The organism is Streptomyces sp. NBC_01463 (assembly GCA_036227345.1).
Classification (GTDB): Bacteria; Actinomycetota; Actinomycetes; order Streptomycetales; family Streptomycetaceae; genus Streptomyces.
Genome location: CP109468.1, coordinates 4,501,766 through 4,527,479, shown reverse-complemented (window position 1 = coordinate 4,527,479; position 25,714 = coordinate 4,501,766). Strand labels below are relative to the sequence as shown.

Sequence of the window (25,714 nt, the reverse complement as noted above, 5' to 3'; positions counted from 1 at the left end):
TGTCAGGTGACGTTACTCGGAGACCTCACCGCGGATGAACTTCTCGACGTTGTCGCGCGCCTCGTCGTCGAAGTACTGGACCGGCGGGGACTTCATGAAGTACGAGGACGCGGAGAGGATCGGGCCACCGATGCCGCGGTCCTTGGCGATCTTCGCGGCACGGACGGCGTCGATGATGACACCGGCCGAGTTCGGGGAGTCCCAGACCTCGAGCTTGTACTCCAGGTTCAGCGGAACGTCACCGAAGGCGCGGCCCTCGAGGCGCACGTACGCCCACTTGCGGTCGTCCAGCCAGGCCACGTAGTCCGACGGGCCGATGTGGACGTTGTCCGCACCGAGCTCGCGGTCAACGATCTGCGAGGTGACGGCCTGCGTCTTGGAGATCTTCTTGGACTCCAGGCGCTCACGCTCGAGCATGTTCTTGAAGTCCATGTTGCCGCCGACGTTCAGCTGCATCGTGCGGTCCAGGACGACGCCCCGGTCCTCGAACAGCTTCGCCATCACGCGGTGCGTGATGGTGGCGCCGACCTGCGACTTGATGTCGTCGCCGACGATCGGGACACCGGCCTCGGTGAACTTGTCCGCCCACTCCTTGGTGCCGGCGATGAAGACCGGGAGAGCGTTGACGAACGCGACCTTGGCGTCGATGGCGCACTGCGCGTAGAACTTCGCAGCGACCTCGGAACCGACCGGCAGGTAGCAGACGAGGACGTCGACCTTGCGGTCCTTGAGGATCTGGACGATGTCGACCGGGGCCTCGGTGGACTCCTCGATGGTCTGGCGGTAGTACTTGCCCAGGCCGTCGTGGGTGTGGCCGCGCTGGACGGTGACACCGGCGCTCGGCACGTCGCAGAGCTTGATGGTGTTGTTCTCGCTGGCGCCGATGGCGTCCGAGAGGTCGAGGCCGACCTTCTTCGCGTCGACGTCGAAGGCGGCGACGAACTCGACGTCCGACACGTGGTACTCGCCGAACTGGACGTGCATCAGACCGGGCACCTTGCCGGCCGGATCGGCGTCCTTGTAGTACTCGACGCCCTGGACCAGCGAGGCGGCGCAGTTGCCCACGCCGACGATGGCTACGCGAACCGAACCCATTCCGGTTGCTCCCTGTGTGTAATGGATGTTCCTGATGAGGACCCCGCGGATCTGCGGGGAACTCACTTGGCGGTGTCGCCGGACGGATCCGGCGGGTTGTTATCCCGCCGGGGCAGGCCGTCCGGCTCTCCTGCGGTGTTCTGCTGAGCTGAGCCCTCGGGCGAGGATCGTCGCTGATCCCGTCCCGACCGCTCGCTCTCGATGAGCTCGTTCAGCCAGCGCACTTCGCGCTCCACGGACTCCATGCCGTGTCGCTGCAGCTCAAGTGTGTAGTCGTCGAGGCGCTCGCGGGTGCGGGCCAGAGAGGCGCTCATCTTCTCCAGGCGCTCCTCCAGCCGGCTGCGACGGCCTTCCAGCACCCGCATCCGCACGTCGTGCTCCGTCTGCCCGAAGAAGGCGAACCGAGCAGCGAAGTGCTCGTCCTCCCAGGAGTCGGGGCCGGTGTGCGAGAGCAGCTCCTCGAAGTGCTCCTTACCTTCTGCCGTCAACCGGTAGACGATCTTGGCGCGACGCCCTGCCAGTGAGGAGGAGGGGGCGACCGCCCGGCCGGGGCCGGGCGGAAGGTCTGCCGGAGCGTTTCCCGGTTCCTCGATCAACCAGCCGTTGGCGACCAGCGTCTTGAGGCAGGGGTAGAGGGTTCCGTAGCTGAACGCACGGAAGATCCCCAGTGAGGTATTGAGGCGCTTGCGCAGCTCGTAGCCGTGCATCGGGGACTCGCGGAGCAGTCCGAGGACGGCGAACTCGAGGATGCCTGAGCGTCTGCTCAACCTCGCCTCCTCCTTCTCCGAATGCTCTCGCGTGGCCCTGTGCCGAACAGTATGCCGAGCCGATGTACCGAGCTGATGTATCGACTCGATACATCAGCACGATAGATCGGACTCCGCCCCGCGACAAGGGCGGCCTTAGTGAGCGGTGTCACATCGGTAATTCGTAGCAACCGACTTGCGTAATTTGGGGTGAAGTTCGGCCCCGGGAGGGTTTTGACCGTGCGTAGTCTGTGCGGCATGCAGACCACCGGGAACCGTGTGACGTCCGAGTGCGTCAGTTTTCGCGGACTGACCGGATGCACTGCGGATGAGCCTGTCGCAGGGCTGGTCCGTAATTCGGGGGGACCGGATCTCAACTGCCGCTTCCAGGCGATCTCGCCTGCCCGAGGAGTAGTCGTTCGATGAGCGAGCACCGTCGCAAGATGCCGCAACCGCAAGGTGGCGGGCGTGCCGCGGCCAGACGAGCCGCCCAGCAGCCAACCGGACGCCGCGCGGCACCGTCACGCGGAGTGACGTCCGAATCACCTTCCGGTTCTTATGGTGAGGAAGCCCCGTACGGCGGCCGTGCCGCGGCCAGAAAGGCCGCACAGCGCGGCGGCGCAGGCCGTGGCGGTTCCGACGGCGGCGGCGGTGGCCGTCGCCGTGGAGGCGGTGGCGGCGGCCAGGAAGGCCCCGGCCGGGGCCGCGGCCGCGCCGGTCAGCGCCCGGCCAAGAAGCGCTTCATCGACTACCCGCGCGCCGGCCGGTCCGGCCTGCGGCGCTGGGTGCCGTCGTGGAAGCTGGTCTCCAGCCTCTGTATCGGCTTCCTCGGCCTTCTGATGGGCCTTGCGGGGCTCGCGTACGCGATGGTGGCCAAGCCCGAGGTCCAGGCGGCCGCGAAGGCGGAGAACAACGTCTACTTCTGGAAAGACGGCACCCAGATGGTGGCCACCGGCGGTGATGTCAACCGTCAGGTCATCGATTACGCCCAGATTCCCGAGGCGATGCGCAACGCCGTCATCTCGGCGGAGAACAAGTCCTTCGACCACGACCACGGCATCGACCCGATGGGTATCGCCCGGGCCGTGTTCAACATGGCCAAGGGCGGCCAGACTCAGGGTGGCTCGACGATCACCCAGCAGTACGTGAAGAACTCGCGGCTCTCCCAGGAACAGACCCTGAGCCGTAAGTTCGAGGAGCTCTTCATCACGCTGAAGGTCGGCAGCGAGATGGACAAGAAGGAGGTCATGGCCGGGTACCTCAACGTCTCGTACTACGGCCGCGGCGCCTCCGGTATCCAGGCCGCGGCGCGGACGTACTACAACAAGGACGCCAAGGACCTGAACCCGAGCCAGTGCGCCTTCCTGGCCACCCTGCTCAAGGGGGCCAGCTACTACGACCCCGCGGGCGCCACGGAGGTCGACCCGGTGCAGGCGACCCCGCAGAAGAACAGGGAGCGGGCCGAGAAGCGCTGGAAGTGGATCCTCGACGAGGAGGTCAAGGACGGGCGGCTGGAGCAGTCGGTACGAGACAAGTACACGAAGTTCCCGATGCCGCTGAAGCCGAAGAAGGACGCTCAGCTGGGCGGCCAGATCGGCTACCTCGTCACGACGGCCAGGACCGAGTTCCTCACCAGCCACAAGGAAGTCAGCCGCGATCAGCTCGACCAGGGCGGCTACGAGATCCACACGACCTTCGACAAGAAGAAGATCGCTCAGCTCAACAAGGCCGTCAAGAAGGTCTACGACGAGAGGATCGACCCCAAGAAGCGCCCGACGAAGGACACCCACGTCCAGTTCGGCGGCTCTTCTGTCGACCCCAAGACCGGTGCCATCGAGGCGATCTACGGTGGTCAGGACGCGACGAAGCACTACACGAGCAACGCCGACCCGACCGGCGCCGCGGTCGGATCGACCTTCAAGCCCTTCGTGCTGGCGGCCGCGATGGAGTACGGCAAGCGCGACCCGACGGGCGGTGCGGACCAGGGCGAGTCCGAACGTACGAAGGTCTCGCCCAAGAGCATCTACAACGGCGACGACAAGCTGAAGATCAAGAAGTACAACGGCGACATCTGGACCGACGAGAACGGCGACGAATGGCTCCAGGCCAACGACGGCCACGAGTCGCTGGGCCCTGTCACCCTTCGCGAGGCGATGCGGGTGTCCGCCAACTCGCCCTACGTGCAGCTGGGCATGGACGTAGGCACCGACAAGGTGAAGGCGGCTGCCATCGCGGCCGGCCTGAAGGACGACAAGTACATGGCGAACGCCAACGTTCCGTCGTTCTCCATCGGTACCTCCTCGCCCAGCACGACCAGCATGGCGGGCGCCTATGCCACGTTCGCGGCCAGCGGCCAGCAGCGTGACCCCTTCTCGGTGACGGAGGTGAAGAAGCGCGGCGAGGTGATCTACCGCCACGAGGTGGTCACCAAGAGCGCCTTCTCCAACGTCATCGCCGACAACGTGACCGACGTCCTCAAGAACGTCGTCGACAAGGGAACCGGTACCCCGGCCAAGCTTCCCGGGCGGGATGTCGCGGGCAAGACGGGTACGACGGACGACAACCTGTCCGCCTGGTTCGTCGGCTACACCCCGCAGCTGTCGACGGCGATCAGCATGTACCGGCTGGACGACGACGACAACAACAAGAACCGCAAGTTCGAGAAGATGTACGGCACCGGCGGTGAGGAGAAGATCCACGGAGCCTCGTTCCCCGCCCGGATCTGGCACGACTACATGGCCGAGGCGATGGAGGGCCAGGACAAGGTGTCCTTCCCGAAGCCGGAGCCGATCGGTGACACGGTCTACGGTGGCGGCGCGCACAGCCCCACCCCCACGCCCACGCCGACGCCGACGCCGACGCCCACGCCTTCCGAGACGCCGAGCAGCACGCCGTCGCCGACGCCGGACCTGCCCACGCCCGACCCGTCCCAGACCTGCGGCACATGGGGCTGGGACTGCCAGGACAACGGCGGCAACGCCAACGGCGGGGCCGACGCGGGTACGGACGCCGGCACGACGGACGGCACCACGAGCGGTACGGACGCAGGCACCACGGCCGGTGACGGGGGTACCAGTCCCTCGCCCGACACGGGTGGCAACGGGAACGGCAATGGCAATGGCAACGGGAGTCTCTTCGGCGGCGGGGGCGGATAGCTCCCCCGGCCGGCAGCACACCGCGCGCGTCCGACAGGCCCGCGCGGGGTGATCCCGGACAGGATGACGAGGGCCGCCGCACCACGGGGTGCGGCGGCCCTCGTCGTTTCCACAGACCGGTACGGCAGGATGTGCGGCATGCCAAGCGCAGAGGACACGAGCGTGCACCAGGAACGGTCCGTCGTACGGCCCACGCACCAGGACGAGATCGCCGCGGCCGGCAGCGAGCTGATCGGCGGGAGGTCGGAGCGCTGGACGCGGCTCGGCAGCACCGCGCTCACCCCCGTCGGCGCCGTCGCGCTGGTGGCGCTCGGGATGTTCGCGCTCGGCATGGTGCAGAAGCTGCCCTGCTACAACTGGGCCTGGTTCAGAGGAGCCGGCTCCCAGTACACCCATGCCTGTTACTCCGACATTCCGCATCTGTACTCAGGACGCGGCTTCGCCGAGGGCCTGGTGCCGTACTTCGACCGGCTGCCCGGCGACATGCAGTTCCTGGAGTACCCGGTCCTCACCGGTGTGTTCATGCAGGTCGCCGCCTGGCTGACCCCGGGCGGCTCCATCCAGGAGCAGGAACAGGCCTACTGGATGGTCAACGCGGGCATGCTGATGATCTGCACCGCGATCATCGCCGTCTGTGTCGCCCGCACGCACCGGCGCCGCCCCTGGGACGGCCTCCTGGTGGCGCTGGCGCCCGCGTTCGCGCTCACGGCCACGATCAACTGGGACCTGCTGGCCGTCGCCCTCACGGCTGCGGCGATGCTCATGTGGTCCAGGAGCCGCACCCTGGCGTTCGGCATCCTCGTCGGGCTGGCCACGGCCGCCAAGCTGTATCCGGTGCTCCTGCTGGGCCCCGCCTTCGTGCTGTGCTGGCGGGCCGGGAAATGGCGGGAGTTCGGGGTGGCGGCGCTCGGCACGGCCGGATCCTGGCTGGTGGTCAACCTGCCGGTGATGGTGTTCGCCCCCGAGGGCTGGAAGAAGTTCTACACCTTCAGCGAGGAGCGCTCGATCGACTTCGGGTCCTTCTGGCTGGTCATCACCCAGCGCACCGGCGCCCCCATCGAGGTCTCCACGGTCAACACCGTCTCCACGCTGGCGACTCTCGTCCTGTGCGCCGCCATCGGCGCACTGACGCTGACGGCCCCCCGCAGGCCGCGGTTCGCGCAGCTCGCCTTCCTCGTCGTCGCGGTGTTCATCCTCGTCAACAAGGTCTACTCACCGCAGTACGTGCTGTGGCTGATCCCCCTCGCCGCGCTGGCCAGGCCGCGCTGGCGGGACTTCCTGATCTGGCAGGCGTGCGAGGTCATGTACTTCCTCGGGATCTGGATGTACCTCGCGTACACGACGAGCGGCGACAAGCACCAGGGGCTGCCGACGGAGGGCTACCAGCTCGCGATCGTCCTGCATCTGCTGGGCACGCTGTACCTGTGCGCCGTGGTCGTACGGGACATCCTGATGCCGGAGCGCGACGTGGTGCGGCGCGACGGCTCCGACGACCCGTCGGGCGGGGTGCTCGACGGTGCGGAGGACGTCTTCGTCCTGGGACACGCGGCGGCGCATCCGCCGCGCCACGCGGCACTCACGGTCGCGGGACCGCGTGTGGAGTGGGGCACGGCGGGCACCCCGGCCGCCGACTGAGGACCGGGGCCGGCCGGCGGCTCAGCGGTCGACGAGCCGGTCGAACTGTGTGGTCGTGTGGCGCAGATGGGCCACCAGCTCGTCGCCCACCCGCGGTTCCTCGGCGTCCGAGGGCACGAACAGGATCGACACCTGCATGTGCGGCGGCTCGGCGAACCAGCGCTGCTTGCCGGCCCAGACGAACGGCGACAGGTTGCGGTTGACGGTGGCCAGACCTGCCCGGGCGACCCCCTTGGCGCGCGGCATCACGCCGTGCAGGGCCTTCGGGGCCTCCAGGCCGACGCCGTGCGACGTACCGCCCGCGACGACGACCAGCCAGCCGTCGGATGCGGCCTTCTGCTGCCGGTAGCCGAACCGGTCGCCCTTGACGACGCGCGTGACGTCGAGCACGGCACCCCGGTACTCCGTCGCCTCGTGGTCGCCGAGCCACAGCCGGGTACCGATGCGGGCGCGGAACCGGGTCTGCGGGAACTGCTGCTGCAGCCGGGCCAGTTCCTCGGCCCGGAGGTGGCTGACGAACATCGTGTGCAGCGGCAGCCGGGCCGCCCGGAGGCGGTCCATCCAGGCGATGACCTCTTCGACCGCGTCCGAGCCGTCCGTGCGGTCCAGCGGCAGGTGCAGGGCGAAACCTTCGAGGCGTACGTCCTCGATGGCGGCGTGCAGCTGCCCGAGCTCCTCCTCCTTGACGCCGTGGCGCTTCATCGAGCTCATGCACTCGATGACGACCCGGGCGCCCACCAGGGCGTGCACGCCGTCCACGGAGGACACGGAACGGATGACGCGGTCCGGCAGCGGCACCGGCTCCTCGCCCCGCCGGAACGGCGTGAGCACCAGCAGATCACCGCTGAACCAGTCCTTGATGCGGGCCGCTTCGTAGGTCGTGCCGACCGCGAGGATGTCGGAGCCGAAACGGATCGCCTCGTCGGCCAGCCGCTCGTGGCCGAAGCCGTACCCGTTGCCCTTGCAGACCGGTACGAGACCGGGGAACTGGTCGAGAACGGATTTCTGGTGCGCCCGCCAGCGCGCGGTGTCGACGTACAGGGAGAGCGCCATGGCCGGTCCGGAACCTTTCTGGTGGCTGCGGTGTATCAGAGGTGTGCGGAGCTACTCGAAGAGCCCATTGAAACGAATGAAGCCGGTTTCGTCAGCCTTGCGCCGAGGATCGGCGGCGCGGCGGACGCATGGATCAGCGGCGCGACATATAGATGTCGAGCGCCTTGTGCAGCAGCTTGTTGAGCGGGAAGTCCCACTCACCGAGGTACTCCGCGGCCTGGCCGCCCGTGCCCACCTTGAACTGGATCAGGCCGAAGAGGTGATCGGTCTCGTCCAGGGAGTCGGAGATGCCGCGCAGGTCGTAGACGGTGGCACCCATGGCGTACGCGTCGCGCAGCATCCGCCACTGCATCGCGTTCGAGGGCCGGACCTCACGCTTGTGGTTGGCCGATGCGCCGTAGGAGTACCAGACGTGTCCGCCCACGATCAGCATGGTCGCGGCCGCGACGTTCTCCCCCTCGTGACGCGCGAAGTACAGCCGCATCCGGTTGGGGTCCTCGTTGTTCAGCGCCGTCCACATGCGCTGGAAGTAGCCGAGCGGGCGCGGGCGGAAGTGGTCGCGCTCCGCCGTGATCTCGTACAGCCGCTGCCACTCGGCGAGCTCCGCGTAGCTGCCCTGGACGACCTCGACGCCGGCCTTCTCGGCCTTCTTGATGTTGCGCCGCCAGAGCTGGTTGAAGCCCTTGTGGACGTCTTCGAGGGAACGGTTGGCCAGCGGCACCTGGAAGATGTAGCGGGGCTGTACGTCACCGAATCCGGCGCCGCCGTCCTCGCCCTGCTGCCAGCCCATCTTGCGCAGCCGGTCGGCGACCTCGAAGGCGCGCGGCTCGATGTGGGTGGCCTCGACGTCACGCAGGCGCTTCACGTCCGGGTCCTGGATGCCGGCCTTGATGGCGGCGGCGTCCCAGCGCCGGATGACGACCGGCGGGCCCATCTTCACCGAGAAGGCGCCCTGCTGCTTGAGGTGCGTCAGCATCGGCTGCAGCCAGTCGGCCAGATTCGGGGCGTACCAGTTGATCACCGGGCCCTCGGGCAGATAGGCAAGGTAGCGCTTGATCTTGGGCAGCTGGCGGTAGAGCACCAGACCGGCTCCGACGAGCTGACCGTCCTTGTCGAACCAGCCCAGGCTCTCCGAGCGCCACTCGGCCTTCACATCCGCCCATGCCGGGACCTGCATGTGACTGGCCGCGGGCAGACTCTGGATGTACGCCAGATGCTGCTCTCGGCTGATGGTCCTCAGGGTCAGGCTCATGCGGGGCGCTCCTCGGCAGGTGTGTCCCCATCGGTCAGGGGCTCCGGCTCTCGCGCCGAAGCCTACTGTGACCGGGAAGCGCGCGGTCTGGCCCCGTCGTACCTGTGCGGTCCGGCACGGTCCGCGAGGCGGCCCCGTCCGTGGACGGCACCGCCCCGCACACCGCCGGGCCGCTGCTGCGGCGCGGTCAGCCGACCACGCCGCCGAAGAGACCGCCGTGGGCCATGCCGAGGAAGAACCCGAGGGCGGCCGCTCCCATACCGAGGATCAGCGGGAACCGTTCCCGGGTGGTCACGGAGATGTACTGCCCGTACGCACCCGTGATGATCCCGATCAGCCCGGCCCACGAGCTGATCAGATGCAGGCTGTGGAACATCGCCGTCACGAACGCGAGGGCGCCGAGCACCACCGTCACCGCCACCAGGGTGTCCTGGAGGGGGTGGGGCCTGCCGTCGGTCGCGAAGAGGGAGACGGAGGAGCGGGATCGCATTGCTTGTGCCATGGAGTACCTCCTGGCCGAAAGGCGGCGCATCGTGGCGCCGCTCACACCCGATGTGTACAGATTGCGTCTCCTGACCACCGGATTTCAACCGGAAGCCGGTCTACAGGTACTCTGTACGGTCTGCACCGGTGTCTGCCCAGGCCAGCACAGTCAGCCCCTCCTCGAGGGAGGGCGTTGTCAGTGGCGGCTGTTTTACTCGGAGACACTGATGCTTCACGCATCACGACCCTCCTGCCACGGAACGACCGTGGCCGCTGAGTCCAAAGGAGGTGGGTTCCACATGCGTCACTACGAGGTGATGGTCATCCTCGACCCCGATCTCGAGGAGCGAGCAGTCTCCCCGCTGATCGAGAACTTCCTCTCCGTCGTCCGTGAGGGCGAAGGAAAGGTTGAGAAGGTCGACACCTGGGGCCGTCGTCGGCTCGCTTACGAGATCAAGAAGAAGCCCGAGGGCATCTACTCGGTCATCGACCTGCAGGCCGAGCCTGCGGTCGTCAAGGAGCTCGACCGCCAGATGAACCTGAACGAGTCGGTCCTCCGGACCAAGGTCCTCCGTCCCGAGATCCACTGAGCTTCTAGCTCAGTGGTCATCGGGTTCGAGTAGCAGCAAGCAGCCAGAAGCAATCCCCGCCGAGAGGTTCATCCATGGCAGGCGAGACCGTCATCACGGTCGTCGGCAATCTCGTCGACGACCCCGAGCTGCGCTTCACCCCGTCCGGTGCGGCGGTCGCGAAGTTCCGCGTCGCGTCCACTCCCCGCATCTTCGACCGGCAGACCAATGAGTGGAAGGACGGCGAAGGCCTGTTCCTCACCTGCTCGGTCTGGCGTCAGGCGGCGGAGAACGTCGCCGAGTCGCTCACGCGAGGCATGCGCGTTGTCGTGCAGGGCCGGCTGAAGCAGCGGTCGTACGAAGACCGCGAGGGCGTCAAGCGCACGGTCTACGAGCTGGACGTCGAGGAAGTCGGCCCCAGTCTCAAGAGCGCCACGGCCAAGGTCACCAAGACCACCGGTCGTGGTGGCCAGGGCGGCCAGGGTGGATACGGCGGCGGCCAGCAGGGTGGCGGTAACTGGGGCGGCGGTCCCGGTTCAGGTGGTCAGCAGGGCGGTGGCGGTGCTCCCGCCGACGACCCGTGGGCCACCAGCGCGCCGGCCGGCGGCCAGCAGGGCGGGGGCCAGCAGAGCGGCGGAGGCGGTTGGGGCGGAAGCTCCGGCGGTTCCGGCGGTTCTTCTGGCGGCGGCTACTCGGACGAGCCTCCCTTCTAGGGCAGCTCGTACCCCCACTTCTTGATCACACAGGAGAAACACCATGGCGAAGCCGCCTGTGCGCAAGCCTAAGAAGAAGGTCTGCGCGTTCTGCAAGGACAAGACCCAGTACGTGGACTACAAGGACACGAACATGCTGCGGAAGTTCATTTCCGACCGCGGCAAGATCCGTGCCCGCCGCGTTACGGGCAACTGCACTCAGCACCAGCGTGACGTCGCCACGGCAGTGAAGAACAGCCGTGAGATGGCGCTGCTGCCCTACACGTCCACCGCGCGATAAGGGAAGGGTGACCGAATCATGAAGATCATCCTCACCCACGAGGTCTCCGGCCTCGGTGCTGCGGGCGACGTTGTAGACGTCAAGGACGGGTACGCCCGTAACTACCTGGTCCCGCGTGGCTTTGCCATCCGCTGGACCAAGGGTGGCGAGAAGGACGTGGCGCAGATCCGCCGCGCCCGCAAGATCCACGAGATCGCCACCATCGAGCAGGCCAACGAGATCAAGGCCAAGCTCGAGGCCGTGAAGGTCCGTCTGGCTGTTCGCTCCGGCGACGCCGGCCGTCTCTTCGGCTCCGTCACCCCGGCCGACATCGCTTCGGCGATCAAGGCCGCCGGTGGCCCGGATGTCGACAAGCGTCGCGTCGAGCTCGGCTCGGCCATCAAGACGCTCGGCGGACACCAGGTGTCCGTGCGTCTGCACCCCGAGGTCGCTGCGAAGCTCGGCATCGAGGTTGTTGCTGCCTGAATAGGCCGCACCTCAGCAGAACAGTGAAGGGCCGCACCCCCAGGGGTGCGGCCCTTCGCCGTGGGCGGTCCGGTTCCCTCTGCCCTCTGCCCTCTGCGGCTCACCGTGTCCCGTTTCACGTGAAACGGGACACCGTCTGTGGGCTGGACTGGGCCGGGCTGTGGAGAAATCCCGCGTCAGCGGGTCGCGCCGGTGACCAGCCACTTGCCGGAACGGGCGCGGAGCCAGAGGGTCGCCATGCGCACCAGCATCATCAGCGCCATCGCGCACCACAGGGCGGTCAGTCCCCCGCCGAGGGCGGGGACCAGCAGGGCCGCGGGGGCGAAGACCGCCAGGGTGACGAGCATGGCCCAGGCGAGATACGGGCCGTCCCCGGCGCCCATCAGGACACCGTCCAGGACGAAGACGACTCCGGCGACCGGCTGGGTCAGCGCCACCACCAGCAAGGCCGGGAACAGTGTGTCCTTCACCGCTTGATCGCTGGTGAAGAGCGGTACGAACAGGGGGCGGGCGAGAACGATCAGCACCCCGAACACCACACCTGAGGCGATGCCCCACTCCACCATGCGGCGGCAGGCCTCGCGCGCTCCCTTGGTGTCGTCGGCGCCCAGGTAGCGCCCGATGATGGCCTGGCCCGCGATGGCGATGGCGTCCAGCGCGAAGGCCATCAGGCTCCACAGCGAAAGAATGATCTGGTGCGCGGCGATGTCGGTGTCGCCCAGCCGAGCGGCGACGGCCGTGGCGATGAGCAGGACGGCACGGAGCGAAAGCGTACGGACCAGGAGGGGCACGCCTGCTTGGGCGCTGGCCCTGATGCCGGCGACGTCGGGCCGCAATGAGGCCCCGTGCCGCCGGGCGCCGCGGACCACCACGACGAGATAGGCGACCGCCATCCCGACCTGCGCGATCACCGTGCCCCAGGCCGAGCCGGCGATGCCCAGCCCGGCGCCGTAGACGAGTCCCGCGTTGAGGGCGGCGTTGGCGGCGAATCCGCCGATGGCGACGTACAGCGGTGTGCGGGTGTTCTGCAGGCCCCGCAGGACACCGGTCGCGGCAAGCACCACGAGCATCGCGGGAATGCCGAGGCTGGAGATCCGCAGATAGGTGGTGGCGTAGGGGGTTGCGGTGTCGGAGGCGCCGAACACCCCCACGAGCCAGGGAGCCAGGGGGAGGGTCACGGCGATGACGGCGAGGCCGAGCAGTATCGCCAGCCAGATGCCGTCCATGCCCTGGCGGATCGCGGAGGCCAGATCCCCGGCGCCGACCCGGCGGGCGACGGCCGCGGTGGTGGCGTAGGCGAGGAAGACGAAGATGCTCACGGCGGTCGTCAGCAGGGCTGCGGCAACGGCGAGGCCGGCCAGTTGCGGAGTGCCGAGGTGGCCGACGATCGCGCTGTCGACCATCACGAAGAGGGGCTCGGCCACGAGCGCGCCGAAGGCCGGGACGGCGAGCGCGATGATCTCGCGGTCGTGCCGACGGCGACGAGACGGCGGGGTCGCCGGTGCCTGGATCATGGGTGCCAATCTAATCTTCCACAGGTAATAGATGCAAGACCTTAGTGATCCTTACATTGGCCGCAGGATGGCGTTCTGTCATGGGCCGGTTGCCGGGATCTTGTGCCGACTGTGAAAGTTTTTCTCCCCCACAGCCCGTGGATGGAGAAAGTGCAGGTCAGGACGGCGATAGAAAGGTCGCTATGAGTTTGTCCACAGTGCTGTCCCCCGGTCCGTGCACAGGTTCTGGAGGGTTCTCCACAGCATCTGGTCCGTCGTCCACATGCCCTGTGGATAACCAGATTGGCTGACGGTGCGGGGCGGCCTACCGTGGTCCGGCGCCCCCACCTCGTTTCGGCCCCGAAACCCGCAGAACCCGACACACCGGAACCGGAGTCGGGCGTCTTGTTTGTCGGTGCCGTGCCGTAAGAAAGAGTGGCACGGCTAGGTCCGCACAGCGGACGGGAGGAGGTGGCCGGATGAGCATTCCCGAGCCTTTGGACGACCCCTGGGCCGACACCGGTCCCAGCGACCGTCTGCCTGTTTCCCGCCAGCGTCGGGGCGAGGGCAGGGACCGCGGGGAGCAGCACGACCGCGGCCGGGAGAGCAGCAGCTGGGAGGGTGGTTCCCCCGGTTTCGAGCGGGTCCCTCCCCAGGACCTGGACGCGGAGCAGTCCGTCCTGGGTGGCATGCTCCTGTCCAAGGACGCCATCGCCGACGTCGTCGAGATCATCAAGGGCCACGACTTCTACCGCCCGGCGCACGAGACCGTTTTCCAGGCGATCCTCGACCTCTACGCCAAGGGCGAGCCGGCCGACCCCATCACGGTCGCCGCCGAGCTGGTCAAGCGCGGCGAGATCACCAAGGTGGGTGGAGCTCCGTATCTGCACACCCTGGTCCAGTCGGTGCCGACCGCGGCCAACGCCTCGTACTACGCGGAGATCGTTCACGAGCGCGCCGTTCTGCGGCGGCTCGTCGAGGCAGGCACGAAGATCACGCAGATGGGATACGCGGCCGACGGCGATGTCGACGACATCGTCAACTCCGCCCAGGCCGAGATCTACGCCGTCACCGAACAGCGGACCAGCGAGGACTACCTGCCGCTGGGCGACATCATGGAGGGCGCGCTCGACGAGATCGAGGCGATCGGTTCACGCAGCGGTGAGATGACCGGTGTACCGACCGGCTTCACCGACCTCGACGCATTGACCAACGGCCTCCACCCCGGCCAGATGGTCGTGATCGCGGCCCGTCCCGCCATGGGTAAGTCCACCCTGGCGCTGGACTTCGCCCGGGCCTGCTCGATCAAGAGCAATCTGCCCAGCGTGATCTTCTCCCTCGAAATGGGGCGGAACGAGATCGCGATGCGTCTGCTGTCCGCCGAGGCCCGGGTGGCGCTGCACCACATGCGCTCGGGCACCATGACCGACGAGGACTGGACGCGGCTGGCGCGGCGCATGCCCGACGTCTCCGCGGCCCCGCTCTACATCGACGACTCCCCGAACCTCTCCATGATGGAGATCCGGGCCAAGTGTCGCCGTCTCAAGCAGCGCAACGACCTCAAGCTGGTGGTCATCGACTATCTGCAGCTGATGCAGTCCGGCGGTTCCAAGCGGGCCGAGAGCCGCCAGCAGGAGGTCTCGGACATGTCGCGAAACCTCAAGCTGCTGGCCAAGGAACTCCAGCTGCCGGTCATCGCGCTCTCCCAGCTGAACCGTGGCCCCGAGCAGCGCACGGACAAGAAGCCGATGGTGTCCGACCTCCGTGAGTCCGGTTCGATCGAGCAGGACGCCGACATGGTGATCCTGCTGCACCGCGAGGACGCCTACGAGAAGGAGTCGCCGCGTGCGGGCGAGGCGGACCTGATCGTGGCCAAGCACCGTAACGGTCCGACGGCGACGATCACCGTCGCCTTCCAGGGCCACTACTCGCGCTTCGTGGACATGGCGCAGACCTGATCCGGAAGCGCACAGCGCCCGCGACCGGGGAACGACCGTTGACGGGCTCCCGGCCACGAGCGGCCCGCGACCGGCTCGCCCCGAAGGTTCCACCGCCCTCCCCGGCCGGGCAGGAGGCAGCGGCCTGGGGACTCCGTTGCCACTCCCATGATCGTCCCGCAGGCAGTAGCGTGCGCCCATGACTTGGCGGGGACCGACCTATCGGATGGTGGACGGAGAGAGGATCGACGGGGCCTGGTGCCACGTCTGGCGGCGGTATCGACCGGACGGTGAGTACTACCTCGACGACCTGGTCGTCTTCGCTGACGGAGCGATCAGCTGCGGAGAACGTACGGACCTCGCCGGCCTCGTGAAGTGGCTGGCAACGGGCCGACTGGCGGCGACCGATCCTGAGGCTCCGCCGCTTCCCGACGAGCCGTCGAAGTGGGCCTCTCGGTGCGGCGAACCGCTGACGCCGGAGGGGTTCCTCCTGGAAGTCGCTGACCGCATCGAGGAACTCAATGAACGGCCAACAGCCGGGCAGCGTTGCTGGGATGCGATCCGGCGCTTCCAGCGGGAGCCGGACGAGTCCAACCGGGCACTTCTCCGGGCGGCGTATCTGTCGGTGCCACCGCATCTTCGGATCTATGTCCTCGGAGACATGGACCGCCAGGACCGTCCCTTGCGGATCCTGCTCACGAACGTTGGCGAGGCCGTCGGCGGCGACGGTCCGGTAGTGACAGCGGAGATGCATCAGGGCGTCCTGGACTACTTCGGCCGCGGAGACGAGGGAGTCGAGAGCGAGCAGGAACAGCGAGCCGTCCGGCATTCCGACGATCCTTCAGAACCCGGCCGACCGGCTCTCGTCTCGCACGAGACCGTGTACCCACAGGGGTGGCCCGAGCAGCCGGGTCTGTTCATGCTCCGCAACGACTTCCCTGCCTGGATCGTGTTCGCCGGCGAGTCCTATGCGTCCGTACTGCACGGGTACTGGGCGCTGTCGGCGGCGGACGCCTCCGACAGAGGCAGGATCCGGGACGCGGCCTCCGGCAGAGAGGCGCATGACCTGGGTGGCCGGGCAGCGCACCGGAGCGACTGGCCCGACGTCCGGCTCGCGGTGATGGCAGGGCTCGTCCGTGCGAAGTTCACCCAGCACCCTGAACTCGCCGAGGTCCTCGTCTCCACAGGGGACGCCAGGATCAGCTACACCGGCCTCTCGGACTCACCATTCTGGAGAGACGCTCCCGACGACCGGGGACGCAACTGGATGGGGCGGTTGCTCGAACTGACCCGTTCGGAGCTCGTCGCCCGGCGATTGCTCCGGCCCGAGGAGACCCCCGCGTCCGGGCGACGGTAAATGAGGTCGCCGTGCGCCGGTGGGGGAGGTACTTGTTGACGATGACTTCTCCCGCTGAACCATTGCTTCCCGGTACGCGGCGCGCGCTGCTGCACCGCATCGCCACCGCCCAGGCCCAGGGGCGCTCGCCCTCGGTGGTCGCTGCCGTACAACGACAGGGGCGGATGGTCTGGGACGGCTCCCGCAGCTGTGTCGACGGCCATGCACCGGATACGGACACCCAGTTCAGGATCGGTTCCCTCACCAAGACGTTCACTGCCGTTCTGGTCCTGCGGCTGCGGGACGAGGGTCTGCTGGACCTGGCCGATCCGCTGGAGAAGCACCTGCCCGGCACCGGCGTGGGTGACGTCACGATCCATCAGCTGCTCGGCCACAGCGCCGGGCTGGCCGCGGAGTCGCCGGCGCCGTGGTGGGAGCGGACTCCCGGGAGTCTGCGTCCGGAGCTGGCGGACGTGCTCGGCGAGCAGACCAGGATGCACCTTCCGGGCCGCCGGCATCACTATTCGAACCCGGGCTACACACTGCTCGGAGCGCTGATCGAAGCGGTACGCGGAGCATCGTGGGCGGAGGTGCTGCGCACCGAGATCCTGGAGCCGCTGAGCATGCTCCGGACGACCCCGCAGGAGCAGGCCCCGCACGCCGGCGGCTGGGCCGTCCATCCGTGGGCGGATGTCATGCTGCCCGAACCGGCCGAGGACCTCGGGCTGATGGCGCCGGCCGGGCAGCTCTGGTCCACCACCGCAGACCTTCTCCGCTTCGCCGCCTTCCTGGCCGAGGGGGACGACCGGGTGCTCGCCGCCGCGTCCGTGGCGGAGATGAGGGAGCCGTCGGCTCCGCCCGAGTCGGGGGACTGGGACGGGCACTACGGTCTGGGGCTGCAGGTGATCCGCAGGAACGGCCGTACGCTCGTTGGGCACACGGGCTCGCTCCCCGGTTTCCTGGCCGCTCTCTGGATCAGCGTCGAGGACGATGTGGCGGCTGTCATGTTCGCCAACATCACGTCCGGGCTGCTGGTCGGTGAGGTGGCCGCCGAACTCGTGGACATCGTCGCGGAGGCCGAACCCCGTATCCCCGAGCCATGGCGCCCGCTGCCCGAAGTGGATCAGGATCTGCTGGCGCTGACCGGCCCGTGGTACTGGGGCACGCGTGCCAACGTCCTCCGGCTGACTCCCGACCGTGGGCTGGAACTGCAGCCCCTGAACGGCCGGGGCCGGGGTGCGCGGTTCACCGCTCGTCCGGACGGCAGCTGGATCGGGCTGGACGGCTATTACGCGGGGGAGACGCTGCGGCTCGTACGGAACGAGGACGGCAGCGTGAGCCATCTGGATCTGGGGTCGTTCGTCTTCACGCGTGAGCCGTACGATCCGGCGGCGGCCGTTCCGGGCGGAGTGGACCCGGACGGCTGGCGCGGGCTGGGCAGTTGAGCATCCGTTTCACGTGAAACAGGCGCGGCGGCTCAGGCCGTCAGCTCCCGTTCCAGCGGGGTGCGGAAGCGGGGTGTGATCCGCGCTTCCCCCACCCAGCCCGCCAGCCGGGACGCCTCCGCCTCGACCGCCGCGGAGGCGTCCCGGCCGGCGTCGGTGAGCAACCGCCAGACCGGCTCCCCGGTGGCTCGCTGGGCCCAGCCGCCGATGATCTGCCCGTTCCACCACACGGTGGGCCCGATGTTGCCGGAGCGGTCGAAGAGTGCCGCCCGGTGCTCGGCCGGGAGGTGGAAACCACGGTCGGCCCATCCCATGGCGCTGGGGTCGAGGGCGGGCAGCAGCGCCGCCCAGGGCTCGGGCTCCGGGTCGGGCGCGACGTCCTGTGGTGCGACCCATGCCGTGGCGCCACTGTCGAGGAGTACCTCTTCCGCTCCCGCGGCCGCCAGCGCCTTACGGACCTGGCCGAGCCCCCAGCCCGTCCACCACTTGAGGTCGCTCTCGGATGCGGGGCCGTACGCGCGGAGCCAGCGCAGTGCCAACTCCGCCTGAGCCCGGCCGGGTTCCTCGACGGGCCGGGGCTCGGACGCCGTCCAGCGGAACTGGCTCGACGTCCAGGAGCCGCGGGGCCGGTCCCGGCGGATCCGCCCTTCGGCGGCGAGGACACGGATGACGCGCGAGGCCACGCCCTGCACCGCCTCCTGCTTCTTGCCGGGGAACAGCGTGATCTTGGTGCGCAGGGCGGGTACGGCGGCGGAGAGCTCGCTGCCCGTGGCGGACCCCCGGGCCGTCAGAACCGCGAGGGCGGCCTTCTCGGTGCCGGCCAGCCACTGCTCGTCGAGCCCGTTGCCGTCCTCCGCCAGGTGCTTCAGGAGGTTCCGGCGTTCCTTGGCGGCGACAGCGCGCGCATTCGACGCCTCGACGTGCGGGGCCGCCTCGGCCGACACGACGAACAGGGTGTTGCGCATGGAGAGCAGCCGGACCAGCGAGACGTCCTCGTAGAGGCATGCCTCCACGGCGACGGCCCCGGGCGCCCGGAGCCGTGCGCAGGCGGACAGGAAGACGGTGGCGGCGTCGGTGGCGTGCAGGGCGACGACGGCGTCGGCCACGGCAACGGGGGACTCCGACCGCACGGAGGGGGCCAGGAGGTGGCGCCGGCCGATCCTGATGCGGCGCTGTTCGTCGCTGATGCGGTGCACAGTCGACTCCTTGGAGGCGGGGCTGCGGTCAGAGGGTGAGCTTGAAGCCCACATGGCTGGCGACGAAGCCGAGCCGTTCGTAGAAGCGATGGGCGTCGGTCCGGGTCGTGTCGGATGTCAGCTGGACCAACTGGCATTCCTGGCGCCGGGATTCGTCCACTGCCCACTGGATCAACCGGGTGCCGAGACCGCTGCCGCGTTCGTCCGCGTGGACGCGGACGCCCTCGATCACGGAACGGGTCGAGCCGCGCCGGGAGAGGCCGGGGATCACTGTCAGCTGCAGCGTCCCGACGACGCGGTCCGCGCGCACGGCGACCATCAGATGCTGGTGGGGATCGCCGGCCAGCCGCCTGAACGCCGCGAGGTAGGGGCTCAGGTCGTCCGGCGACTCGCGTTGGGCACCCAGCGGATCGTCGGCGAGCATGGCCACGATCTCGGCGAGATCACCGGTGGCCGCGGGGCGTATTTCCAGATCGCTCATGATCGACAGCCTACGCCGCGGGTTCACGGCAGGGCCCTTACACGGGGACCTTCAGCTCCTCGACCGTCCGGACGAGCGGGGCCAGTTCGGGGTTCTTGGCGGCCTCGTCCAGCGCAGCGCGCAGCGCGGTGTCGTTGGTGGGCCGGGCCTCGGAGAGCAGGGTGAGGCCGGCCTCGGTGACATCGGTGTAGATGCCCCTGCGGTCGGTGTCGCAGAGGTACCGGGTGAGCAGCCCCCGGTCCTCCAGGCGGGTGACCAGCCGGGTGGTGGCGCTCTGGCTGAGCACGACGGCGTCGGCCACCTGCTTCATCTGCAGATGTCCGCCCGGCCCGTTGTGCTGCCGGCTCAGGACGTCCAGCAGGGAGTACTCCCGCACGCTCAGGCCGTGCCCGGTCTGGAGGGCTCGCTCGATATGGGCCTCGATCTTCCCGTGGAGCAGGGAGAGCGCGCACCAGCCCTGGGAAAGGGCGGTCAGTGCCGGGTCCGTCGCTGTCATGGGTCTCTCCTCCGTGGCGGAGCTGCTTGCGTCCAGGATAGGCGACGACCGCAATAGCCCGCGCTTGCAATTAGCCCGCGTCTGCAATTATTGTGGACGCTCGTAAGGCGCAGACGCAATCTCCAGGGAAGGTAGAACCCATGCCGCTCGCGCTCCTCGCCCTCGCCATCGGGGCATTCGGTATCGGAACCACCGAGTTCGTGATCATGGGGCTTCTCCCCGAGGTGGCTGCGGACTTCCAGGTCTCGATCCCCACCGCGGGGTTCCTCGTCACCGGCTACGCGCTAGGTGTAGTCCTCGGAGCCCCGCTGATGACCGTCCTCGGCACCAGGGTCAGCCGCAAACGCATGCTGATGATCCTCATGGGCCTGTTCATCATCGGCAACGTCGTCTCCGCGACCGCCCCCGTCTTCGGGGTGATGCTCGCCGGCCGGGTGATCGCCTCGCTCGCCCACGGTGCGTTCTTCGGCATCGGCTCGGTGGTGGCGGCCGGACTGGTCGCCCCGCAGAAGAAGGCCGGCGCCATCGCCATGATGTTCACCGGCCTCACCGTCGCCAACGTCGTCGGTGTGCCGCTGGGCACCTACATCGGCCAGAACGCCGGATGGCGGAGCACGTTCTTCGTCGTCGCCGCGCTCGGTGTCATCGGTCTGCTCGGTGTCGCCAAGCTCGTACCCGAGCAGCCCCGCCCCGAAGGCGTCCGGATCCGCCACGAGCTCGCGGCCTTCCGCAACGTGCAGGTGCTGCTCGCCATGGCGATGACCGTGCTGGGCTTCGGCGGAGTCTTCGCCGCGATCACCTACATCACGCCGATGATGACCGAGATCGCCGGCTACTCGGCCTCCTCCGTCACCTGGCTGCTGGTGCTCTTCGGACTCGGCATGGTCGGAGGCAACCTGCTCGGCGGCAAGTTCGCCGACCGCCATCTGATGCCTCTGCTGTACGTGTCGCTGGGCTCCCTGGCGGTCGTCCTGTCGCTGTTCACGCTGACCGCCCACAACAAGATCGCGGCAGCCGTCACCATCGTCCTGATCGGCGGCCTGGGCTTCGCGACCGTGCCCCCGCTGCAGAAGCGCGTGCTCGACCAGGCGGCCGGCGCTCCGACGCTCGCCTCCGCGGTGAACATCGGTGCCTTCAACCTCGGCAACGCCCTGTCCGCATGGATCGGCGGCATCGTCATCGCCGCCGGACTCGGCTACACCGCACCCAACTGGGTCGGCGCGGCACTCGCCGCCTCCGCCCTGGTGCTCGCCGTCGTCTCCAGCACCCTGGAGCGCCGGACGGCCACCCGCGGCCGTCTCGTGGCCGCCCACGTCCCGGAGCCTGCCGCCGTACCCGCGGCCCGGCACTGAGCACCCCTGATCCCCCCACTCCCCTTCCCACGCACCACATCTAGGAGCAACCCCCATGAGCACCCTCTCCACCGCCGTAGCCCCGCTGACCACGCAGGACGCGGAGGCGCTGATCGAAGCGGCCCGTACCGCCGCCGAGACCGCAGGCGTCGCGGCAGCCGTCACGGTCCTCGACGCGGGCGGTCACCTGCTGGCCTTCCGCCGCGACGACCGGGCCGTCCTGATCGCAGGCGAGACCAGCACCCGCAAGGCGTACACGGCGCTTCAGCTCAACGCCCCCACGGCCGACCTCGTCGACGCGGTTCAGCCGGGCGGCCTCTTCCACACCCTGCCGACCGCACTCGACCGGCCGCTGCTCTTCATCGCCGGTGGCGTCCCGGTCCACCGCGACGGCCGCCTGATCGGCGCGATCGGGGTCGGTGGCGGCGCTCCCGAGCAGGACCACGGGTTCGCGACGACCGCCGTCGCCGGTCTCCTCTGAGGTCCCGTCCGCCCTGCACGCAGGGGTAATTCGCTGGTGTCAGCTCCCATGTGGCCGGAGAATCTCCGCACATGGGAGCTGACATTCACGGGTTCGTCGAGTGCCGGACCCGATGGGCGGATCCGGCGGACGCGTGGACGGCGGCCGTCGATCTCGACCTGCTGTACATGGGCCGGGACTACGACGCGTTCGGCTGCCTGTTCGGTGTGCGCAACCACGCCGGCTTCGCTCCGCTCGCCGCGGACCGGGGGCTGCCGGGGCAGATCTCCGGCGCCGCTCGCGCGGAACTCGATGACTGGGGCGCCGACGCCCACAGCCTCAGCTGGATCTCGTGGGGCGAAGTGAAACGTGTCGACTGGGACGAGCCGGCCGAGACCACGGACCGGCGGGTCCACGCGTACGAAGTCGTGGACGGCGCATGGGCTCTTGTCTCCAAGGCGGTCTGGAGTGCCCGCTTCGCGCGGGTCGCCGGACTGCCGGCCGATCCGGTGACCGACGCGAGTGAGGGTGACGGCCGCGAGGACTGGCCGGAGGGAACCGAGTGGTGCGACGGTGACCGCCTCTACCGGGTGGAGCGGATGACCCGGCGCGAGGCGGTGCGGCCTGACGGCGAGTGGAAGCCGGTGTGGTCCGTGATGGAAGCCCTCGCCGCCGTCCACGGGGACGAGAACGTCCGGCTCACCGTGTGGTTCGACAACTGAGCGAGGGCGTTCCCCCGAGGGTCCGCGGCCGGACGGTTCGGATCGAACCCCTGCCCGGCGTCAGCCCGTCGCCACGCTCAGCGGCGCGAAGCGGCGTGCCCGGTCCCCCGGCAGCTCCGATGCCCCGAGGATCATCACCGTGGTCGCCGAGCCGGACTCCAGCCCGCACTCCTTGAACCAGTCCAGCAACTCCTTGTGGCGGGCGTCGATGTCCGCACGCAGCGGCCGGTCCGTCGCCCCGGCCAGTGACGCCACGAGCAGCTTCGCCGTGGCGGTGTCCCGCGCGATCAGCGGGCCGACCGCATGGCTCTCCGCGCTGGGCCAGAGTGCGGCGTAGCCGATCAGTTCCCCGCCGTCCTCGGCCACTCGAAGATGGTCGGCGAAAGCGGGGAGACGGGCCAGGATGTGCGTCCGGTCGAGGCCGAAGGCATCCGCGTCCAGGCGGAGCATGGCCTGCAGGTCTCCGGCCGATGCGGGGCGAACCGTCGGCCCCGCACCGCCTGCCGGGCCGGGAGGCGTCGCCCCCGTGGGCCGGAACAGCCCGCTCACCCGCTCGGTCCGGCCCACGGCCAGGAACCCGAGCTCCTCGTAGAGCGGCCTGCCCGCATCCGTCGCGTGGAGGCTGAGGGGGACGTCCCCGGCCGATTCGATCACCTTCTGCATCAGGTGCCGCCCGATGCCCTGCCGGGCGTGGCGTCCGGCGACGAGCAGCATGCCGATGGCCGCCATGCGGGGCCCGTACGGGGTCACCACACACGTCGCCATCAGGCCTCTGCCCTCGGGATCGTCGATGCCGTAGACCGTGCTCGCAGCCAGCAGCAGGCCCCACCGGTGCTCATCGCGCGGCCAGCCGCGGTCCTCGCTGAGATCGGCGCACGGGACCAGATCGTCCCGGGTGAGGCGCCGCAGGGGCAGATCGGCGAGCGGGCGGGGCAGTGAGCGGGACATAGGGGTCAGGCTGTCCGACGCAGTGATCGCTCGTCCACCGCTTTAACGGATCTGGCCGAGACGCGTAGCCGTCGGCCGCGCCGGGTCGGCCCCCATGGCTTCAGCACGGAGATCGCTGTCATGAAGAGATAGGCCGCCGTGGCCACCGACGGAGCGGCGACCATGCTGATGTCGGCAGCTCCGCGCTGCGCGGCTTCGTTGATGCCGGGTCGCAGTGAGAAGACCGTCAGGCCGGTCGTCACCAGAGTGAGCCAGAACTTCGTCCAGACCCAGCGGTGCCTGGCCAGCCCCCAGGGGGTGCCGAGCGAAAGGATCAAGCCGCTGACCAGGGTGGCCAGCGCGATCGGGATGACCAGCCAGTCACCGAAGATCTTCATGGCCCGGGTGGCGGCCCGCGCGGTTTCGGGATCTCCGGTGGAGAAGGCGGTGATACCGAGGGCCAGCAGACCGACGGTGAGACCGAGCCAGCTGACGGATACCGACACATGGGCGACGAGGAGGCCTCTGCGGGTGTGGCGCTTGAGTGGTTTCACGTGAAACACGGTGCCGGGGGCCGGGTGCCGGGTCATCTGACGAGGGGAGTATCCCCGCGTACTGGCTTCGGCGTACGGCCAGCGCGCGAAGCCGGCCCGCCCAGGCGATGTGGGCGCCACAAGGCCCGTCTGAAGCCTGCCCGTCACGCCGAATGAGGCCCAACCGGGCCCGCGGACCACCCTGAACCGGGCCCGCGGATGGAGCCGCGGATCAACCCAGGTCAGGTGCGTGCATCGCGCGGACGCCCTCGATGTTGCCGTCCAGGTAGTGCCGCAGCGACAGCGGCACGAGGTGCACGGCAGCGATCCCGACCCGGCTGAACGGCACGCGCACGACGTCGTACTCCCCGCAGGGGTCGTCGATCTCGGGGCCGTGCCGCAGGGAGAGGTCCATCGACTCGAGCCGGCAGACGAAGAAGTGCTGGACCTTGACGCCCTTCACCCCGCCGCCCTCGATGTGTTCCACCGTGTCGACGAAGCAGGGCACCACGTCAGTGATCTTGGCGCCGAGCTCCTCGTCCAGCTCGCGGTGCAGGGCTTCGACGACGGTGGCGTCCTCGGGCTCGACCCCGCCACCCGGTGTGAGCCAGTACGGGTCGACCCCAGGCTTGGTGCGCTTGATGAGGATGAGGTCGTTGCCATCGAGCAGGACGGCGCGTGCGGTGCGCTTGACCACAGGACGTTCGGTCATGGCAAGAGAGTGGCCCGCAGAACCGCTTCTGAAACACCAAGGGGCTGCTGGGCCCTCCTGCGGTCACCAGTCGGCCGCGGAACGCAGCAGCAAATCGTGCGCCCGAGCGACATGCGGCAGCGCGAGCGTGCCGGTGCGCGCGGCGAGGAAGTAGGTGCGCAGCGGTGGCACCGGCGGATCGAGGAGCGCCACCACCTCGCCCCGCTCCAGTGCCTCCTCGCACAGGTAGCGCGGCAGCACGGCAAGTCCGGCCCCCGCCGCCGCGCATTCCAGGACCGCCCGCAGATCCGGCGCGATGACGGCTCCGGCCGCCGCGGGCCGGCTGTCGAAGACCGCCGCCCAGTAACGGGAGACGAGCGGCAGGCTCTCGTGCACCTCCACCACCGGCAGCTGCTCCAGGACCACCGGGCCGTTGCGCCGCAGCGTTCCCGGCCCGAGGCGCCCGGCCCAGCGCGGTGCGGCGATCAGGACGTGCTCCTCGTCGCAGAGCGGCGTCGCGGTGAGCAGTTCGCCGCGCGGCCGGGCCGTCACGATGGCCAGGTCGTGGTGGCCGGCGGCCAGGCCCTCCAGCGTCTCGTCGGTGTCCGCCGAGAACGAGGTGCGCAGAGAGAGGCCCTGGGCGATGAGCGGAGTGAGGGCGGGCAGGGCCCGCAGCGAGGTGAACTCCGGCGGTCCCGCCAGATGCAGCGTCCGTACGCCGGACTCCTCGTCGAGCTCGGTCTCGGCGATCTCCACCAGCGCGTCCAGATGCGGAGCCGCCCGGTGCGCGAGCTCGTCGCCGATGGTGGTCGGGGTCACACCGCGGGCCCGGCGGAGGAAGAGCGGGCGGCCCAGCTGCCGTTCCAGCGTACGGATCTGCGAGGTCACGGCGGGCTGGGAGAGGCCGAGGAGTGCGGCGGCGCGGGTGAACGAGCCGGCCCGGTGCACGGTGACGAAGGTACGCAGCAGGGCCAGATCCATCTCTTGTCCCCTCACCCTCGCGGCACCCCGGACCCGGACAACTATAAATATGTCGATAGGTCGCTGTCGCTACTGTGATTGGACACTGACGCAGAGTCAACTAGCCTTGTCGAGGCGGTTCTTCACACGGCGAACGCGTGGACGCTGAACGCCGCGGACGCGGCGGACGCTGCACGCGGCGAAAGCGAAGAGCCGGGACGGTCCGAGCCACGAGGGGG

25 protein-coding genes are annotated in these 25,714 nt (G+C 69.0%); 12 read left to right on the top strand and 13 right to left on the bottom strand.

Annotation, left to right across the window (positions count from 1 at the left end; translation table 11 throughout):
• Window positions 1-12 precede the first annotated feature (12 nt).
• Both OG521_19980 and OG521_19975 read right to left on the bottom strand, forming a co-directional pair.
• Window positions 13-1,095, bottom strand: coding sequence for an inositol-3-phosphate synthase (locus tag OG521_19980; GenBank protein ID WUW22944.1), 1,083 nt, complete (start codon window positions 1,093-1,095; stop codon window positions 13-15).
• 62 nt (window positions 1,096-1,157) lie between these two features.
• Window positions 1,158-1,862 carry a PadR family transcriptional regulator gene (locus tag OG521_19975; protein ID WUW22943.1) on the bottom strand — a complete coding sequence of 235 codons (705 nt, stop codon included), beginning with the start codon at window positions 1,860-1,862 and terminating at the stop codon, window positions 1,158-1,160.
• A 401-nt stretch (window positions 1,863-2,263) separates the two neighbouring features.
• Between OG521_19975 and OG521_19970 the strand changes: the two genes are divergently transcribed.
• Together OG521_19970 and OG521_19965 are read left to right on the top strand one after the other, a co-directional pair.
• Window positions 2,264-4,996 (top strand): penicillin-binding protein, encoded by a 2,733-nt coding sequence (locus OG521_19970; GenBank protein WUW22942.1) that lies wholly within the window; start codon window positions 2,264-2,266, stop codon window positions 4,994-4,996.
• Window positions 4,997-5,134: 138 nt separating this feature from the next.
• Window positions 5,135-6,631: a glycosyltransferase 87 family protein gene (locus OG521_19965; GenBank protein WUW22941.1), complete on the top strand. Its 1,497-nt coding sequence runs from the start codon at window positions 5,135-5,137 to the stop codon at window positions 6,629-6,631.
• Window positions 6,632-6,652: 21 nt separating this feature from the next.
• On the opposite strand, the gene OG521_19960 is transcribed toward OG521_19965, so the two are convergent.
• From OG521_19960 to OG521_19950, 3 genes are all read right to left on the bottom strand, one after another.
• Window positions 6,653-7,684, bottom strand: a complete 1,032-nt coding sequence (locus OG521_19960; protein WUW22940.1) for an alanine racemase — start codon at window positions 7,682-7,684, stop codon at window positions 6,653-6,655.
• Between the two features lie 133 nt (window positions 7,685-7,817).
• The gene (locus tag OG521_19955) at window positions 7,818-8,936 is read right to left on the bottom strand and encodes a peptidoglycan bridge formation glycyltransferase FemA/FemB family protein (protein WUW22939.1); all 1,119 of its coding nucleotides are present in this window, start codon (window positions 8,934-8,936) and stop codon (window positions 7,818-7,820) included.
• 187 nt (window positions 8,937-9,123) lie between these two features.
• The gene (locus OG521_19950; GenBank protein WUW22938.1) at window positions 9,124-9,438 is read right to left on the bottom strand and encodes a hypothetical protein; all 315 of its coding nucleotides are present in this window, start codon (window positions 9,436-9,438) and stop codon (window positions 9,124-9,126) included.
• A 280-nt stretch (window positions 9,439-9,718) separates the two neighbouring features.
• Between OG521_19950 and rpsF the strand changes: the two genes are divergently transcribed.
• The 4 genes from rpsF (at window position 9,719) to rplI (ending at window position 11,446) form a co-directional block, all read left to right on the top strand.
• Window positions 9,719-10,009 (top strand): 30S ribosomal protein S6, encoded by a 291-nt coding sequence (gene rpsF, locus OG521_19945; protein ID WUW22937.1) that lies wholly within the window; start codon window positions 9,719-9,721, stop codon window positions 10,007-10,009.
• 74 nt (window positions 10,010-10,083) lie between these two features.
• Entirely contained in the window at window positions 10,084-10,701 is a 618-nt protein-coding gene (locus OG521_19940) for a single-stranded DNA-binding protein (protein WUW22936.1), read from the top strand.
• Window positions 10,702-10,744: 43 nt separating this feature from the next.
• Window positions 10,745-10,981, top strand: coding sequence for a 30S ribosomal protein S18 (gene rpsR / locus OG521_19935; protein ID WUW22935.1), 237 nt, complete (start codon window positions 10,745-10,747; stop codon window positions 10,979-10,981).
• An 18-nt stretch (window positions 10,982-10,999) separates the two neighbouring features.
• The gene (rplI, locus tag OG521_19930; protein ID WUW22934.1) at window positions 11,000-11,446 is read left to right on the top strand and encodes a 50S ribosomal protein L9; all 447 of its coding nucleotides are present in this window, start codon (window positions 11,000-11,002) and stop codon (window positions 11,444-11,446) included.
• A gap of 176 nt (window positions 11,447-11,622) precedes the next feature.
• Here rplI and OG521_19925 read toward each other — a convergent pair whose 3' ends face one another.
• A complete protein-coding gene (locus OG521_19925; protein WUW22933.1) occupies window positions 11,623-12,960 on the bottom strand; it encodes an MATE family efflux transporter in 1,338 nt (445 codons plus the stop codon).
• Window positions 12,961-13,418: 458 nt separating this feature from the next.
• Here OG521_19925 and dnaB point away from each other — a divergent pair, with 458 nt between their 5' ends.
• The 3 genes from dnaB (at window position 13,419) to OG521_19910 (ending at window position 17,657) form a co-directional block, all read left to right on the top strand.
• The gene (dnaB, locus tag OG521_19920; protein ID WUW22932.1) at window positions 13,419-14,897 is read left to right on the top strand and encodes a replicative DNA helicase; all 1,479 of its coding nucleotides are present in this window, start codon (window positions 13,419-13,421) and stop codon (window positions 14,895-14,897) included.
• Window positions 14,898-15,102: 205 nt separating this feature from the next.
• Window positions 15,103-16,233, top strand: coding sequence for an NADAR family protein (locus OG521_19915; protein ID WUW22931.1), 1,131 nt, complete (start codon window positions 15,103-15,105; stop codon window positions 16,231-16,233).
• Between the two features lie 41 nt (window positions 16,234-16,274).
• Window positions 16,275-17,657: a beta-lactamase family protein gene (locus OG521_19910; GenBank protein ID WUW22930.1), complete on the top strand. Its 1,383-nt coding sequence runs from the start codon at window positions 16,275-16,277 to the stop codon at window positions 17,655-17,657.
• 32 nt (window positions 17,658-17,689) lie between these two features.
• On the opposite strand, the gene OG521_19905 is transcribed toward OG521_19910, so the two are convergent.
• The 3 genes from OG521_19905 to OG521_19895 are packed head-to-tail and all read right to left on the bottom strand — an operon-like array spanning window position 17,690 to window position 19,830.
• Entirely contained in the window at window positions 17,690-18,853 is a 1,164-nt protein-coding gene (locus OG521_19905) for a winged helix DNA-binding domain-containing protein (protein ID WUW22929.1), read from the bottom strand.
• 28 nt (window positions 18,854-18,881) lie between these two features.
• On the bottom strand, window positions 18,882-19,334 hold the full coding sequence (locus tag OG521_19900; GenBank protein WUW22928.1) for a GNAT family N-acetyltransferase: 453 nt from the start codon (window positions 19,332-19,334) through the stop codon (window positions 18,882-18,884).
• Window positions 19,335-19,371: 37 nt separating this feature from the next.
• Window positions 19,372-19,830: a MarR family transcriptional regulator gene (locus OG521_19895; protein ID WUW22927.1), complete on the bottom strand. Its 459-nt coding sequence runs from the start codon at window positions 19,828-19,830 to the stop codon at window positions 19,372-19,374.
• 140 nt (window positions 19,831-19,970) lie between these two features.
• On the opposite strand from OG521_19895, the gene OG521_19890 reads away from it, so the two are divergent.
• From OG521_19890 to OG521_19880, 3 genes are all read left to right on the top strand, one after another.
• Window positions 19,971-21,182: an MFS transporter gene (locus OG521_19890; GenBank protein ID WUW22926.1), complete on the top strand. Its 1,212-nt coding sequence runs from the start codon at window positions 19,971-19,973 to the stop codon at window positions 21,180-21,182.
• Between the two features lie 55 nt (window positions 21,183-21,237).
• Window positions 21,238-21,663, top strand: coding sequence for a heme-binding protein (locus tag OG521_19885; protein WUW22925.1), 426 nt, complete (start codon window positions 21,238-21,240; stop codon window positions 21,661-21,663).
• Window positions 21,664-21,734: 71 nt separating this feature from the next.
• Window positions 21,735-22,364 carry a hypothetical protein gene (locus tag OG521_19880; GenBank protein ID WUW22924.1) on the top strand — a complete coding sequence of 210 codons (630 nt, stop codon included), beginning with the start codon at window positions 21,735-21,737 and terminating at the stop codon, window positions 22,362-22,364.
• A gap of 60 nt (window positions 22,365-22,424) precedes the next feature.
• On the opposite strand, the gene OG521_19875 is transcribed toward OG521_19880, so the two are convergent.
• The 4 genes from OG521_19875 to OG521_19860 all read right to left on the bottom strand — a co-directional run bounded on the left by OG521_19875 (window position 22,425) and on the right by OG521_19860 (window position 25,496).
• Window positions 22,425-23,312: a GNAT family N-acetyltransferase gene (locus OG521_19875; protein WUW22923.1), complete on the bottom strand. Its 888-nt coding sequence runs from the start codon at window positions 23,310-23,312 to the stop codon at window positions 22,425-22,427.
• Between the two features lie 5 nt (window positions 23,313-23,317).
• Window positions 23,318-23,845, bottom strand: a complete 528-nt coding sequence (locus tag OG521_19870; GenBank protein ID WUW22922.1) for a DUF2269 domain-containing protein — start codon at window positions 23,843-23,845, stop codon at window positions 23,318-23,320.
• Between the two features lie 211 nt (window positions 23,846-24,056).
• Window positions 24,057-24,536, bottom strand: coding sequence for an NUDIX hydrolase (locus tag OG521_19865; GenBank protein ID WUW22921.1), 480 nt, complete (start codon window positions 24,534-24,536; stop codon window positions 24,057-24,059).
• A gap of 63 nt (window positions 24,537-24,599) precedes the next feature.
• Window positions 24,600-25,496: a LysR family transcriptional regulator gene (locus tag OG521_19860; protein ID WUW22920.1), complete on the bottom strand. Its 897-nt coding sequence runs from the start codon at window positions 25,494-25,496 to the stop codon at window positions 24,600-24,602.
• Between the last annotated feature and the right edge of the window lie 218 nt (window positions 25,497-25,714).